We start from the raw sequence: 15,050 nt of genomic DNA, 5'->3' as shown, positions 1-15,050 counted from the left end.
GTGTCTAAACCGTTTTTCATCTTGGCTGTGTTCACATACTTTGTTGCTATTTACCAGGTAGTGAGTTGTGGTTGATTTCCCCTCCAGATGCTCGCTTTCCGCGGGGCGGGCGGTGAGCCTCCTCGGCGTAAACGCCTGTGGGGTCTCACCTGTCCCGCTGCTCCCGCAGGAGTCTCGCACTTCCGCTCCAATCAACCTTAAATAGTTTCGTTTTAAAAACAACAATCTTTACGAAAAGAGCCTTCATCTTTTTTATAAACAGCGTGACTTTATTTTAAATCTACACTATAATTTTCTTCGATTTTCAATACTGGCGGCTGTTTTTTAAGTCCTTTTGTCAATACAAGTAAATAAATGAAGCCTATTATTAACCAACTTACTCCAAGTACTTTTGAGTGCGCATCAAGATTCACAAGAAGTAAAATATCAAGAGAAGCTCCAATAATAGGAATAAATAAATATAAGACAGTTCCTTTTACCGAACGTTCTCTATTTCTAATATAATAATGAGCAATTACGGAAATATTAACACAAGTGTACGCTAGAAAAGCCCCGAAATTAATAAATGATGCTACAAGATCTAAACTTAAAAATAAAGCAAGCAAAGAGACAAAACTAATGATCAGTATATTATTTACGGGTGTTTTATATCTCGGATGCAGGCTGCCAAAGAACTTTTTAGGAAACTGTCCATCTCGCCCCATCGTATAGAGGACTCGTGATGCACTTGCCTGGGACGACATGGCACTACCCAATACAGCTAATGCATAAAGCGCAAGATATACTGAGTACATGGTCTTTCCACCAACAAGTTTAATAATTTCGTAGGCAGCTGAATCAGGATTATTAAATGTGTTATACTCTGGCCATACAAGATACGAGAAATATGAAACACTTGTAAAAATTAAACCACCACCAAGAGTAATTAAAATAACAGCTCGGGGAATTGTTTTCTTAGGGTTCACTGTCTCTTCCGCAAACGCTGTAACTGATTCGAACCCAAGGAAACAAAAGCATAATAATGCTGCTCCAGCTATTGTATAAGAAAAGGGTTCTTTCGAATTATAGAATGGCTCAAGAGATAAAAGAGTTGCCGTGCTTTCTCCCATAAGAATTTCCTTAATAGAAAAACCTATAAAGATAACGATAAAAAGAAAAGCAAAAATCGTTATGAATGCGTTTACATTTGTGGCAATCTTCAATCCTTTAATATTAATAAAAGTGACGAGAATCAGCATACCTAAAATCCAGATGTAACTTGGAATTGTAGGAAAGGCTGCTGAGAAAAAAATACCAAATACTAAATAATTCACCATGGGCATAAATAAATAATCCAATAAGATCACCCATCCGACAAGAAATCCAACAGAGGGATTGAGCGATTTTTGCGTATAAACATATGCAGAACCTGAAGATGGAAACGCAATTGCCATTTTCCCATAACTGTAGGCAGTAAACATCATTACCACTAGAGCAACTATCATTGCTCCCGGAACCGTACCGTGGGAAATATTGGCCGCAATACCATACGTAGTAAAAGCTGTGGTTAACCCCATAAATGAAAAACCAAACAATACAACTGGAATGAGTGTCAGTGTTCTATCCGTTTTACTTAAATTTGACATGTAAAATACTCTCCTCTTTTACCTGATTTAACTTTTTACAAGAAATAGGATCAATATTATTACATCTTTTTTAATAGGTGATTTCTAGAAATCATAAAAAAGTCAGAAAGATGCTAGGGAGCCTACTTTGAATTATCCATGAATTTGTTGTCTTGTTTCCCCATTCCTCGTAAGGAATTCCGTCTGTAGAATAACAAAGATAATTCCTGCAAAAATCTTCTCGCCGGCATCTTTACTGACTCCTGGAATTTCTTTAGTAGCGACTTGTTCAACACTGATTTCTAATCAATCGAAATGAAACGTAGAATATGAGATGACTCTATGGCCGCTTTATTATTTTGACAATAGTAACTCCGTTTTTATATCTGTATAAGGCATGTTATGATTGATCCCAACTTCGTGATGAACAATTTCACCGTTCAAAGTGCTGATACAATTTCTTACTATTACATCATTTTCTACAACCTCTTTCAAACCATTATTCGCAATGTTCATAATATATGGGCCGGTTGTCATCAGCATCATGTTTGTCGAGGTTTGTGGACATAGAGCCGGCATATTCGGGACACAGTAATGTAGGACTTCTTGTTCGTAGTAAACTGGATCCTCTAAAGTCGTATAACGTGAGGTTTCAATTATACCCGTTCCTGCAATATCAATAATAATAGAATTAGGTTTCATCTTACTGACCATCTCTCGTGTAATGAGAGGCTCGGTTACCCCTGGCATCGGATAAATTGTATTAATTAAAACATCACTTTGAATAAGTTCTTCAAACATCATATCTTTATCCCAACCCAAAATGTCCACCTGTGGCAACTGATTGTTCAAATAATCAATGCGTTTCATTGATGCTTCCATGATTGTTACATTCAATCCAAGACCCACAGCAACTTGCGCAGTATTGAGTCCAGCATTGCCACCACCAAGTATGAGTACATTGCTCGACGGTAAACCGGCCAGTTTCCGGAGAAGTATACCTTTTCCGCCATAACCATATTGAGCATATTTGACTGCTTCAAGCATTGCTAATGTTCCTGCAATTTCACTCATTGGTTTAATCGTAGGTCTTGTCCCGTCAGGTAAAACGATTAATTCCATTGATAATGAAATTGCTTTTTTATCTAGTAATGCCTGTGTCATTTCATGATTTACATCTTCCGCCAAATGAAACCATGCCATTATCATTTGATCTTCTTTAAGAAGGCCGTATTCATAGGGTTGAAGTTCCTTCACTTTAACAACAAATTCTGCCTTCTCATAAATTTCGTCAATCGTGTTTACTATTTTTGCTCCAGCCAAAACATATTTCTCATCACAAAAACCACTAGCTTCACCTGCCATGCTTTGTATTAGTACTTCATGACCGTAAGCTGTTAATTTTTTTACCCATGTTGGATTTAATCCTACTCTAGTCTCTGCAGTTTTTAATTCTTTAGGAACTCCTACTATCATTGTTCATTCTCCTTTTTAATTGCATTTAATTTTATTGAACATTCTAAAATCTTACAGGGGAATGATAACCCTTTCATTAGACACGAGGTTAAATTTATATTAGTTTTTTTTTAACCAAGCACTTTTGGCCATTTTGTACTTTTATGAATATAGCATTGGTGAAAAGTAGTAATTTTTCCATTATTTATGTAAGTTTTGGTCGTGTAAAGTTTCAGTACTCCACCGTTCATGCACACATATAACTGATGAATAATGGTGAGAATTATGATAGATTATCAGGTTGATTAAGGTTTTCAACAAAGCACGTAAAAGAACTTACTTATAGACATTGGCGTATTACTTGGGGTTAAACAGAGATAGGGTACCATATTTTATGGGCTTAGACTTTCTAGTATAGTTATAATAAGATGATACAGCTAACCATTATAAAATGAGGAGGTACATATGCTTACAGTACAAGATGTTCTTAAGCGCTCACTCTTTTCAAAGACGGAGGTAGTTGGGGGGGCAAACGGGTTGCACCGTCAAGTCAAATGGACACATGTCCTTGAAATTCCGTTTTTTGATGATACCATCTTTCAGGGAGGGGAACTGATACTCTCCACCGGATTTGGGTTTGAATGGAGAGACTCCTCTAATACTTCATTTTTGTTAAATCTTATTGAACGCAACGCTTCATGTTTATGTATAGAACTTGGACACCACTTCGAAAAGGTCCCTAAAGAAATGATCGAGATGGCAAATGAGTATAACTTTCCAATTATTATTTTCAAAGAATTCATAAATTTCGTCGAAATAGCACAGGATCTACATTCGTTTATCATTAATGCTCATCATGAGAAGTTGGTTACATTAGATTCGATTTCAAGAAAGTTCCATTCATTGTCACTCACTACTCATGGGTTATCAAATATTTTAAAATTGTTGCAACAGAAGACAGAAGCACCAATAATCTATCTGCCTATAGAAGGAACACCTTTTTCGATTCCAGGATTGAAAAATGAATTTATGGAAAAACTGCTTCACACGATTTATGAGGATAAAGAACACTGGCATGACCGAATTACAAATGATTCGCCCGTTGAATGGAAGGCATTAAACCATACCATTCTTCTCCAACCGATCGGAGCAATGGATCAAATCTGGGCTTACCTTGTTATGGTTTTAGATCGTGAATCGGATGAATTTGATTTCCTGATCCTTGATCGTGCTTCTCTAGCAATCTCACAAGACTTATTGCGCAAACATTATTTGGATGAAAAACGATTACGTTTAGAATCTACATGGCTAAATGATTTACTTAATAGACGCATCAATAATGAGGAACAGGCAAGAGGATTTATTTCTTTAAAATCGAAGCGCGCTTCTATACATTATCGAATGGCAATAGTTGATATCGAAGATGTTTTTCATCCGTCTTCATTAGGTTTATCCGATGAAGAAAATGAATCCGCTATTTATCATTATTCTTTAAAAATTCGGTCTGGGTTCGCAAAGTATTCTTTTACACCCTATATCACTTCAGTAAGAAATCAGATTATTGTATTAGCTATTGATCTTGGAACTGCCGATTCCTCTAAGGCACGCTTCTTGAAAGTGATCAATGCCTTGCTATATGTTAAAGAAGGTGAATCTTGCCAAATCCGTATAGGCGTTGGGCGACAATACCAGTTACTTTTGGATGCTCATACTGGTTATCGAGAAGCGCAGTTAGCTTTAAATTATCGTACGTTTTCGACAAGTGCCTTTTACGAAGACCTTGGCATCTTTCGATTGATACAATTAATTCAGCATGATCAAGATACAGCACATTTTATTGAAGACTATCTCTCTCCTTTAATATCCTATGATAAGGAATATGGAACGGAATTGCTTCTGACTTTAGCAAAATACTTTGAGCTTGATCGCTCAAAGAAGCTTACTGCTCAAAAATTACATGTTGTAAGACAAACACTCTATCATCGGCTGGAAAAGATAAAAAAGATTCTTGATCTTGATTTTGATATGCCGGAGAACAGATTAAACGTTGAAATGGCTTTGAAAGCATATCAACTTATACAGCAAGTGGGAGTACCTACGAAGTAGTTATCAACCGCCAACCATATTACACTACAGAAATAAATCTAATACGCAATTTTGAGATAACGGCTGATGTGATATGTTTAAAGACATAAAGATACTTACATAATAGGAGTATTTCGTAGCAGTCATAATAATGTTAAGACAGAGGATAAAAATAATTTAGGAATAATATTCATCAATGTCCCACCCGAACTTCATTTTCTACCTGATTTTTCATCCTAAGGGTAATACTCTATTTACCATTCATGAGTACTTAATGAACGGTAAGTTTTCGTGATTGGAAATAAAAAACTCTGTTGATTTTTAAAATGAACAGAGTTTTTTAATAAATCCATATTGTAAAAAGTGAGAAAAGAGTGTACGATTAAATGAGAATGATAATCAATCACACTTGGTTACCGGGGAGTGGACGTAGATGGAACAGCAGGATTTATTTGATGTAACGGTTATTGGGGGAGGGCCAGCAGGCCTTTACTCCACTTTTTATAGCGGACTTAGAGAAATGAAAGTTAAACTGATTGAATACCAGCCACGGCTGGGCGGGAAAATTCATGTCTATCCAGAGAAGATGATTTGGGATGTTGGAGGGCTGACACCGACTACTGGGGAAAAATTAATTGAGCAGCTAGTGGAGCAAGGTTTAACATTCAATCCAACAGTCGTCTTGAATGAGAAAGTGGAATCAATCACACGTAATGAAGAAGGCATCTTCGTTTTACATACGGCTTCAGGTCAAGTGCACTTTTCCAAGACGATCATTGTCGCGGTTGGCGGCGGAATCCTGAATCCGCAAAAGTTGGAAATAGACGGGGCAGAAAGGTTTGAAGTCTCCAATTTAAACTATACTGTCAAGTCTTTCAATCGTTTCAAGGATAAGACGGTGATCATTTCAGGCGGCGGGAATTCTGCCATAGACTGGGCAAATGAATTAGAGCCCATCGCCAAAAAGGTGTACCTGACATACAGGAAAGATAGTTTAGCAGGACATGAATCACAAGCAAGGCAATTGATGGAAAGCTCTGCTGTTTGTTTCTTGAATACGACGATTACAAAATTGATCGCCTGCGATGATCATCAATCAATTGAACATGTTGAACTGACGAATCACGCAACGGGAGAAGTTTCTTACTTGCCGATCGATGAAGTCATCATCAATCATGGTTATGAGCGTGATACATCGCTGCTTCAAAATAGTAAAGTCGATATTGCCATTGCCGACAACTATTATATTGAAGRTACTCCTGCAAGTGAATCCTCGATGGATGGAATATACGCAGCCGGTGATATCCTTAAGCATGAAGGTAAATTGAACCTGATAGCAGGCACTTTTCAAGATGCTGCAAATGCCGTAAACAAGGCAAAGCAATTTATCCAGCCTGATGCTCACGGTGTGGGGATGGTTTCTTCCCATAATGAAATCTTTAAAAAGCGCAACAGGGAATTGATCAAGGAAATGATGAAACCGGCTGGGGTACTTTAAAGGAAGCGGATTTCCAAAGCAGCTGGAACTTCATTGAGGGTTTGTACAATTTGAACGTTGATTTCCACTCCAGGCACTCGCTTTTCCGCGGACGGTCCGCCCTCGGCGCTCTTTGCGCCTGCGGGATCTCCCTTGGACACGCTTTTCCCGCAGGAGTCTCGTACCCAGCGTTCCAATCAACTGGAATGTTTTTTTAGAAAAATTTTAGGCGAACTGACTTTTCTCCGGATTTTTCTACAGTTTAAAAGCTCCAAGGCATCATTGGCCCTGGAGCTTTTAGTATCTTCGAAATTATAGAGATTCTTTAATGACCTTCTTGTAATGAAATACGGATAGGATTCCGAAGATCGAATACAATGCCGTGTATAATGCCATGACGATGATCATCGGTGTCCAAACTTCGGTCCCGAACAAGAACCAACCTGATTGGACTGCGAAATAACTGTGAAGCAGTCCGACGACTAAAGGAATACCGAAATTGAAAACTTGTTTTGCTTGGATTCCTCTTAGTAAGTCACCACGCGTGAATCCTAGTTTTCTTAAAATCGTATAATTGGATTTTTCCCCTTCACTTTCATCCATTTGCTTGAAATACAGGATGCAGCCGGAGGTAATGAGGAAGGTTAATCCCAAGAAGCCGACGATGAACATGATAAGGCCCATATTCTTCTTCTGGGTGTTGAACATTTCCAATTGGGAATCATTCACATGTTCTTCTTTGAAACTCATCCTTTTGAATAGATCATTCGCTTTTTCAAGTTCAGCTTCATCCTTCACATCAATGCCGATATTAACGGATGATACTTTTTGGATTTTCGGGTTGATATCCTTTTTCAAACGGTCGAATATCGTTTGGTCTACAATCGCAACGGGCAATCCGCCACTCGTGAAGTAATAGGACAGGAAGGTATCATCATTCAAACCTATATATGTTTGCGGAATTACTTCATTCTTGCCCTTCAGTTCAATCTTTCCGGAATCCTTCAAGGATATGACCTTCTCCATCATATTACTGTATCCGCTGAAAAGGGTCTCATCTTCAGCAAGGTTGATTCCTTTAACCGATTCATCACTGATGACGGGAACGGTCATGATGTCCGAATCAAAGTTCACTCCTTCGAGACTCGTTTCCATTATTTCCTTTACATTGACATCCACCTGAATGACGTCAATCACCTTTGTGTCATAATCAATTTTACTGTCTGATAAAGCCTCTTTGAATTTATCCGCATCTCCCATATCCGTCATCGAAAAATCGGTAGGGATACTGCTTTGTGCCATTTTCTCCGCTGAGTAGTAGGAGATATAACTTAATGATAATAAACCGATTGCCAAAGCGGAAACGGTCGTGATGATCGTCAATAATATCGCATTCGATTTCATCCGGAACATAATGGATGAAAGGGACAATACTTCATTGATGTTCAAATAGCCATTTTTCTTTTTACGGACGATATTAAAGATGAAGCTTACGGATCCTTTATAGAATAGGTAGGTACCGATGATGACGGTTGCCAGAATGACGATCATGGCCATGAAAAGCTCGGTCATCTGTGTAAATGCTCCATCGAATAATTTGGATGAAATGACATAGCCAGCAATGATCAGGGCGATCCCGAATATCCCGATGATCATTTCGACCATAGAAACTTTTTTCACTTTTCCTTCCGTCATGGAAGTCACTCTAAATAATGATAGAATGGTTTGCTTTTTAATGAAGGCATAATTCATCAACATGATTAAAAGATAGATGGCGCTAAAAACGAGCAAGGTTTGCACTAGCGGCTGAAAAGAAAAGTTAAGAGTTGCGATTGCCTCGACACCCATTATTTTAAATAGGATCATGATGATCAATTTTGAAGCGGCAAACCCTACAAAGATTCCCAGGAATACGGAACAAAAATACAGGATGAGGTTTTCAACACTCAGGATACGGAATATCCTGTTCTTCGTCATGCCTATCAATTGGAATAGGCCAATTTCTTTACTGCGTCTTTTAATGAAAATGCTATTGGCGTATAAAAGGAATATGGAAACAATCGCAACAAGCAGGATCGATGCTGCCTTGATGGAGGCGGCCCCTTTCACCGTCCCCTCCGCTTCATCCAGCGATGGGTCATATTGCAAGGTGACGAAAGCAAAGTAAAGGGAAGCGCTGAAGACCAGGGCAAACACATACAGATAATAGTTCTTCAGATTCTTCTTCAAATTTCGCAAGATGAGTTGATTAATGCTCATTTTGAACCCCTCCCAATACACCTTGTGTTTTCATGATGTCCTTGAAGAAGGTTTGTCTGGATTGTTCACCTTTATTCAATTGGGTATAGATTTGTCCGTCTTTAATGAAAATGACTCGGCTGCAATAACTGGCGGCCACGGGATCATGGGTTACCATGATGATGGTCGCTTTGTGCTTTTTATTCATTTCGCTCAGTTTGTTCAGTAAATCGGAAGCTGATTTGGAGTCAAGCGCCCCAGTCGGTTCATCCGCAAAAATGATGCTTGGATCATGGATGAAAGCCCTCGCTGCAGACGTACGCTGTTTTTGACCACCGGAAATTTCATTTGGGTATTTATCCTTCACTTCATATATGCCCAGTTCCTTCGCCACGCTATCAAACTTTTGTGCCGCTTCATTATTTGGCGTTTTTGTAATGGATAAGGGCAGAAGGATATTTTCTTTGACAGTCAATGTGTCCAATAGGTTATATTCCTGGAAAATGAAGCCCAAGTGGTTCTTACGGAATTCGGCCAAATTCTTTTCTTTCATCCCTGAAATCTCTTTACCATCGATCGTAATGGTGCCGTTGCTGATTTTATCGATCGAGGAAAGGACATTCAGCAAAGTCGTTTTTCCTGAACCGGAAGCACCCATGATACTTACGAATTCACCTTCTTGTATGCTTATATCGAGACCCTTTAATACTTCTTGTTTATTGAATTTATTACCATAGCTTTTATGGATTTTTTTCGCTTCTAATATATTCATTTGGATACACTCCTTTTTTTCTATATCCTCATTATAAAAGGCCATGTATTTCTTTTCCTTCGTTTGGACGAACAAAGAATAAAAGCATGTGACACTTTTGTCACATGCTTGTGATATTCACGAAATCATTTCTTTTTGGGAAGGTCAAGGTAACGGTCGTCCCGGTTCCAAGCTCTGATTTCACATCAATGGAGATGAATAGGGACTCGGCCGCATTCTTGGTTAAATATAGACCCATGCCTGTTGCCGCACTGTCACGATGATTTGTCGTGGATGTAAATCCTTTATCAAATATGCGGGATAAATCCTTTGGGTCAATGCCCCGTCCAAAATCCTGCACTTCAAGAACCGTTTGTCCGGCTCGCTCATGGCTATAAATCGTGATATCTGCGTTCTCACTGTATTTAATGGAGTTGGTCAAGAGCTGCCTCATGATGAAGGCCAGCCACTTGGCATCACTAAGCACTTCGGTTACGTCCAATTGTATCTCGAAGCCGATTCCTTTTTGAATGCACCATGACCGCAGCGTTTTAATCTCATCAAAGATTATTGTTTCCAAATCGGTTTTCTCTATATACAAATCATTTTCGATGAAAGGCATGCGCCTTTGATGGAGCTGCTGATCAAGAAGAAGATGAATGCGCAGCCACTCATAAGTCAAGTGTGATTTCAGCAATTCATCATCCAAGCGGTCAATCATTAAATGCATTGCCGTCAATGGTGTCTTCACTTCATGAATCCAAGATAATAATTCATCCTTCTCCTGCTCTAAAGTCATTTGACCGATTGATGCGGATCGCTTCAATAATTCGGTTTGGTTAATGATGCAGTTTTCTATGATTTTTTCGAAAGGGCTCTCTGGTTCGGCTATATTCGTTATATCCAGGTTGTCTTCCCGTGCTTCTAAACTTTTATAAAAGTAGGTTTCCTTTTTATAGCGGAAAATCAAAAACATACTGAACATGAGCAATGATAAAAAAACAATATACAGTATGGGCCTTAACGGAATGGCCGAATCAAGATAGGCGACAAAGATAATGAATAGATGAAGAAGTATGTAGAATGTGATCCAGCTGAACCTTTCCACGAGATATTTTCCGATCATGCATTTGCCACTTCCACGGCGATATAGCCCTGTCCGACCTTCGTTTCGATAAAATGCCCTAAATCCAGTTCATCCAGCCTCTTTCGTAAACGGTTCACATTCACTGTAAGGGTGTTATCGCTTATGAAACGTTTGTCATCCCATAAACTGTTGATCAATTCCTCGCGGCTTACGATCTTGTTTTTCTGTTCAATGAGCTTTTTCAAGATGAAAATTTCATTTTTCGTCAATTCGATTGTGCCCGTCTCGGCCGAAACCGTGTTCTTCTCGTAATCCACGGTGGCGCCGCACCACGTTTTCAATTCGATCTTTTCCGTATTGTAATTATAGACACGGCGAAGGGTGGCCTGTATCTTCGCGATGAGTACATCGAAATGAAAAGGCTTCTGGATAAAATCATCAGCTCCAAGCTGCATGGACATCACCATGTCCGTAGGATGATCACGTGATGATAAAAAGATGRTGGGAACATTGGAATGGGCCCGGATCATTCTGCACCAATGAAATCCGTCAAACTTCGGCAACTGTATATCAATGATGACCAAATCAGGTTTTATGTCCGTGAATTCCTGAACCACTTTACTAAAATCGCAGATTCCGTAAATATCATAAGACCATTGCGCCAATCTATCTTTAATTTCATTGAATAACGTTGTATCATCTTCTATCAATAGAAGTTTAAACAAGGGGTTCACCGCACTTTCCAGCTTTTTCTTAAAAGTATATAGTAAAACCTTTATAGGTTCTAGAGGAAGGGAGGGACAAGGGAGGTAATAAACTACTGGTTGTGTGTAAACCATTATTATATTAAAATTGGCATAATGAATGGAGGAAGTAAATTTATGCCTGATTTTCCTAATTGCCCTGCATGTGATTCAGAATATACATACGAAGACGGCAGTCTTTTAGTTTGCCCGGAATGCGCCCATGAATGGGCAGTGGAAGCGGAAACGGAAAATGGTGATCAAAAGAAGGTTATCAAAGATGCTAATGGAAATGCCTTGAACGACGGTGATACCGTTACGGTAATCAAGGACCTTAAAGTGAAAGGGAGCTCATCCGTCTTAAAAATGGGCACTAAAGTCAAAAGCATCCGTCTAGTTGATGGAGATCATGATATTGATTGTAAGATAGATGGTTTTGGTGCAATGAAATTAAAATCCCAATTTGTTAAAAAGGTGTAATGATAAAAAACGGCCTCATCCATTGATTAGGCCGTTTTTTTAGATTACTTCTTAATAAACTTTGTCACCGTTAAAGATTGAATTCTTAACGACCACATAATCCACATTCCGGATGGCTTCCAACTTGGTACCGCCTGCATATGAAATGGATGACTGAAGATCTTGTTCCATTTCCTTCAACGTATCTTCCAAAGATCCTTTGTGCTCGACAAACATCTTTTTGCCTTCAACGTTTTTCTTTTCACCTTTTTGGAATTCCGAAGCTGAACCAAAGTATTCTTTAAAGGCCTTTCCATCTTTCTCGATCGTTTGACCTGGAGATTCTTCATGTCCGGCAAATAGTGAACCGATCATGACCATTGAAGCTCCAAATCTAACTGATTTGGCAATATCACCGTTCGTGCGAATGCCGCCGTCAGCGATGATTGGCTTGCTTGCCGCTTTTGCACACCAGCGAAGTGCAGCTAATTGCCAGCCGCCCGTTCCAAATCCAGTCTTGATTTTAGTGATGCATACTTTCCCTGGTCCAATGCCCACCTTTGTAGCATCCGCACCGGCATGTTCCAATTCACGTACCGCTTCAGGAGTTCCCACATTTCCTGCAATGACAAAACTTTCAGGTAAATGTTTTTTAATATGCTGTATCATTTTTATCACGGCATTGGAATGTCCGTGCGCTATATCTATCGTAATGTATTCAGGCACAATGTTGTCATTCGATAATTGTTCGATGAATCCGTATTCTTCTTCTTTAACGCCGACACTGATGGAAGCGATCAATTCTTTTGAATGCATGTCTTTAATGAAAGTCAGTCGTTTTTCTGGCTCAAAACGATGCATTACATAAAAGTAACCGTTTTCAGCCAAGTAAATGGCAATCTTTTCATCAATGATCGTTTGCATATTGGCAGGTACTACAGGTAACTTGAATGTATGTTTACCTAAAGTAACGGATGTATCACACTCAGAACGGCTATTTACTACACATTTTGCAGGAATTAATTGAATATCTTCATAATCAAACACGTTTTCCATGTTATGCACCTCTATATACGAATATTTTTGTCTTTTTTAATAAAAATTGTTCGCCCATTAGGTAATGTACATCATTTTTGACAGTAAGTCAAAAATTTTATTGGTTTTGTTCTGATTTTATTTCAACTTAATGGGAAATCCGTAAAAGGATAGGGAGCTGAAAAGGACGAATGAACATGTTACTTTGGAATGTTGATTTCCACTTCAGGCACTCGCTTTCCGCGGGCGGCCCGGGAGCCTCCTTGGCGCTTTGCGCCTGTGGGGTCTCCCCAGGACTCGCTTTTTCCGCAGGAGTCTCGTACCTTCCGTTCCAATCAACTTTGTTTTTATTTAGATAGAACCCTTTTGTCTACAAAGTGCGTTTGTAAAATGGGAACGTTGATTTCCACTCCAGGTACTCGCTTTCCGCKGGCGGGCGGGAGCCTCCTCGGCGCGCCTGCGGGGTCTCCCATGCCGCGCTTTTCCCGCAGGAGTCTCGTACCTTCCGTTCCAATCAACTTTGTTTTTATTTAAATAGAACCCTTTTGTCTACAAATTGCGTTTGTAAAATGGGAACGTTGATTTCCACTCCAGGCACTCGCTTTCCGCGGGCGGGCGGGCGCCTCCTCGGCGCGCCTGCGGGGTCTCCCATGCCACGCTTGTCCCGCAGGAGTCTCGCGCCTTCCGTTCCAATCAACTTTGTGTCATTGAAAAAACTGAAGGCTGGTCTATTCCGAACCAAGTTTTAGACTAGTTTATCCTTTAAGTTTTTCACCTGTACTCCTTAATGGATGGAAGAAATATGCGACACTTCTGCAGAAAAACTGGCTAGCCGTGGCCCCGCGGGCGCTTGCGTCGAGGAGGCTTGGCATACAGTCGGCGGAAAGGGATGCGGATTTCTGAAATCAAAAGGAATGTTTTCTAGAAAAAACTGAAGGCTGGTCTATTTCGAACCAAGTTTTAGACTAGTTTATCCTTTAAGTTTTTCACCTGTACTCCTTAATGGATGGAAGAAATATGCGACACTCCTGCCGAATAACTGGCTAGCCGAGACCCCACAGGCGTTTGCTTTGATGTGGCTTGRCAGACAGTCGRCGGAAAGGGAGCGGRTTTCTGAAATCMACTGGAAYTWTTWAAAGAAAAAACTGCAGGTTCGTCTTATTCCGAACCCTATTTAAGACTAGTTTATCTTTCATRTTTTTCCCTGTACTCCTTAATGGATGGAAGAAATATGCGACACTCCTGCCGAAAAACTGGCTAGCCGAGACCCCACAGACGCTTGCGTCGAGGAGGCTTGGCAGGCAGTCGGCGGAAAGGGAGCGGATTTCTGAAATCCACTGGAACATTTTTCAAATAAAAAACTGCAGACAAACTCGCTTTTCTTCGAGTTTGCCTGCAGTCTCAAAGGACTCCGAATGGACGGAATTCTTTTACATCATTCTATAATATCCTGAAAATCAACGGGAATCGATAATCCGTTCCTTCGTAAGCCCTAACAGCAGCAATGATGGTGAATACGACTAAAGCTATCCCGATTACCGGCAATAGCAAGAATCCAACCAATACTATAGTGAGTATCCCTGCGACTATTGAATACACGGTGTAGGAAATGAAAAAATTCAAATATTCCCTTCCGTGGTAATCCACAAATTGTGACGAGTCCTTCTTCAATAACCAAATCACCAAAGGACCGATAAATGCTGTAAAAAAGCTGATCACATAAATAAGGGCAGCAAACACTCTTTCATCTTTACTAGGCATAGTGTCTTCTCCTCCTTTCTCATATAAATATTTACGAATCAAATGAAAAATAGTTTCATTTTTCCTCTCATTATATTCGAAAGAAGGTAAATCTGGACTGCCTTTTCTTGATATCACCACTAAAATCCGGACATGTTCATCCGTCTTGTGCATACAGTTTAAATAATGGATTGTCCTATACCTTCTAGAATGGAGTGATGTTTTTTTGCTGAATGAATTTCAAGCCTTCATCCTTGGGATCATTCAAGGCTTGACTGAGTTTTTACCTATTTCAAGCACTGGACATTTATATTTAGGTCGGCATATTTTCCACCTTGACGAGGCGGGCATTTTTCTGGATACCATGCTCCACATC

Annotated in this window: 12 protein-coding genes; 4 read left to right on the top strand and 8 right to left on the bottom strand. The window is 39.6% G+C overall.

What is annotated here, in order from left to right; genetic code table 11:
- Positions 1-269: 269 nt before the first annotated feature.
- Positions 270-1,625 carry an APC family permease gene (locus tag AC1DVB_RS15180; protein WP_477589820.1) on the bottom strand — a complete coding sequence of 452 codons (1,356 nt, stop codon included), beginning with the start codon at positions 1,623-1,625 and terminating at the stop codon, positions 270-272.
- A gap of 333 nt (positions 1,626-1,958) precedes the next feature.
- Complete coding sequence (locus AC1DVB_RS15175; RefSeq protein WP_063594453.1) at positions 1,959-3,080, bottom strand: alanine dehydrogenase; 1,122 nt, start codon at positions 3,078-3,080, stop codon at positions 1,959-1,961.
- 444 nt (positions 3,081-3,524) lie between these two features.
- Between AC1DVB_RS15175 and AC1DVB_RS15170 the strand changes: the two genes are divergently transcribed.
- Together AC1DVB_RS15170 and AC1DVB_RS15165 are read left to right on the top strand one after the other, a co-directional pair.
- Positions 3,525-5,165 (top strand): PucR family transcriptional regulator, encoded by a 1,641-nt coding sequence (locus AC1DVB_RS15170; RefSeq protein WP_477589818.1) that lies wholly within the window; start codon positions 3,525-3,527, stop codon positions 5,163-5,165.
- Between the two features lie 412 nt (positions 5,166-5,577).
- Complete coding sequence (locus AC1DVB_RS15165) at positions 5,578-6,642, top strand: NAD(P)/FAD-dependent oxidoreductase (protein WP_477589816.1); 1,065 nt, start codon at positions 5,578-5,580, stop codon at positions 6,640-6,642.
- Between the two features lie 291 nt (positions 6,643-6,933).
- Here AC1DVB_RS15165 and AC1DVB_RS15160 read toward each other — a convergent pair whose 3' ends face one another.
- The 4 genes from AC1DVB_RS15160 to AC1DVB_RS15145 all read right to left on the bottom strand — a co-directional run bounded on the left by AC1DVB_RS15160 (position 6,934) and on the right by AC1DVB_RS15145 (position 11,422).
- Entirely contained in the window at positions 6,934-8,880 is a 1,947-nt protein-coding gene (locus tag AC1DVB_RS15160) for an FtsX-like permease family protein (RefSeq protein ID WP_477589814.1), read from the bottom strand.
- On the bottom strand, positions 8,870-9,631 hold the full coding sequence (locus AC1DVB_RS15155; RefSeq protein ID WP_057277077.1) for an ABC transporter ATP-binding protein: 762 nt from the start codon (positions 9,629-9,631) through the stop codon (positions 8,870-8,872). The genes AC1DVB_RS15160 and AC1DVB_RS15155 overlap by 11 nt, the downstream gene beginning before the upstream one ends.
- A gap of 100 nt (positions 9,632-9,731) precedes the next feature.
- Entirely contained in the window at positions 9,732-10,736 is a 1,005-nt protein-coding gene (locus AC1DVB_RS15150; protein WP_477589812.1) for a sensor histidine kinase, read from the bottom strand.
- Complete coding sequence (locus tag AC1DVB_RS15145; RefSeq protein WP_477589810.1) at positions 10,733-11,422, bottom strand: response regulator; 690 nt, start codon at positions 11,420-11,422, stop codon at positions 10,733-10,735. Before AC1DVB_RS15145 ends, AC1DVB_RS15150 begins: the two co-directional genes overlap by 4 nt.
- Before the next feature lie 156 nt (positions 11,423-11,578).
- Here AC1DVB_RS15145 and AC1DVB_RS15140 point away from each other — a divergent pair, with 156 nt between their 5' ends.
- Positions 11,579-11,920, top strand: a complete 342-nt coding sequence (locus AC1DVB_RS15140; RefSeq protein ID WP_328118080.1) for a zinc ribbon domain-containing protein YjdM — start codon at positions 11,579-11,581, stop codon at positions 11,918-11,920.
- A gap of 51 nt (positions 11,921-11,971) precedes the next feature.
- Here the strand turns inward: AC1DVB_RS15140 and guaC are convergent, their stop codons facing one another.
- Together guaC and AC1DVB_RS15130 are read right to left on the bottom strand one after the other, a co-directional pair.
- Positions 11,972-12,955, bottom strand: coding sequence for a GMP reductase (gene guaC, locus AC1DVB_RS15135; protein WP_095679189.1), 984 nt, complete (start codon positions 12,953-12,955; stop codon positions 11,972-11,974).
- 1,419 nt (positions 12,956-14,374) lie between these two features.
- On the bottom strand, positions 14,375-14,695 hold the full coding sequence (locus AC1DVB_RS15130) for a DUF4870 domain-containing protein (RefSeq protein WP_057277906.1): 321 nt from the start codon (positions 14,693-14,695) through the stop codon (positions 14,375-14,377).
- A gap of 208 nt (positions 14,696-14,903) precedes the next feature.
- On the opposite strand from AC1DVB_RS15130, the gene AC1DVB_RS15125 reads away from it, so the two are divergent.
- A partial coding sequence (locus AC1DVB_RS15125; RefSeq protein WP_477589837.1) for an undecaprenyl-diphosphate phosphatase occupies positions 14,904-15,050 on the top strand: 147 nt, incomplete at its 3' end.

This window comes from Peribacillus sp. P4_D6 (assembly GCF_056401795.1).
The sequence above is the reverse complement of the archived record's forward strand: the minus strand, read 5'-3'. Positions and strand labels throughout refer to the sequence as shown.

Coding starts and splice junctions, on each gene's coding strand:
- AC1DVB_RS15130 (WP_057277906.1), bottom strand. CDS start 14,695: ATGCCTAGTAAAGATGAAAGAGTGTTTGCTGCCCTTATTTATGTGATC.
- AC1DVB_RS15155 (WP_057277077.1), bottom strand. CDS start 9,631: ATGAATATATTAGAAGCGAAAAAAATCCATAAAAGCTATGGTAATAAA.
- guaC (WP_095679189.1), bottom strand. CDS start 12,955: ATGGAAAACGTGTTTGATTATGAAGATATTCAATTAATTCCTGCAAAA.
- AC1DVB_RS15140 (WP_328118080.1), top strand. CDS start 11,579: ATGCCTGATTTTCCTAATTGCCCTGCATGTGATTCAGAATATACATAC.
- AC1DVB_RS15175 (WP_063594453.1), bottom strand. CDS start 3,080: ATGATAGTAGGAGTTCCTAAAGAATTAAAAACTGCAGAGACTAGAGTA.
- AC1DVB_RS15180 (WP_477589820.1), bottom strand. CDS start 1,625: ATGTCAAATTTAAGTAAAACGGATAGAACACTGACACTCATTCCAGTT.
- AC1DVB_RS15150 (WP_477589812.1), bottom strand. CDS start 10,736: ATGATCGGAAAATATCTCGTGGAAAGGTTCAGCTGGATCACATTCTAC.
- AC1DVB_RS15160 (WP_477589814.1), bottom strand. CDS start 8,880: ATGAGCATTAATCAACTCATCTTGCGAAATTTGAAGAAGAATCTGAAG.
- AC1DVB_RS15170 (WP_477589818.1), top strand. CDS start 3,525: ATGCTTACAGTACAAGATGTTCTTAAGCGCTCACTCTTTTCAAAGACG.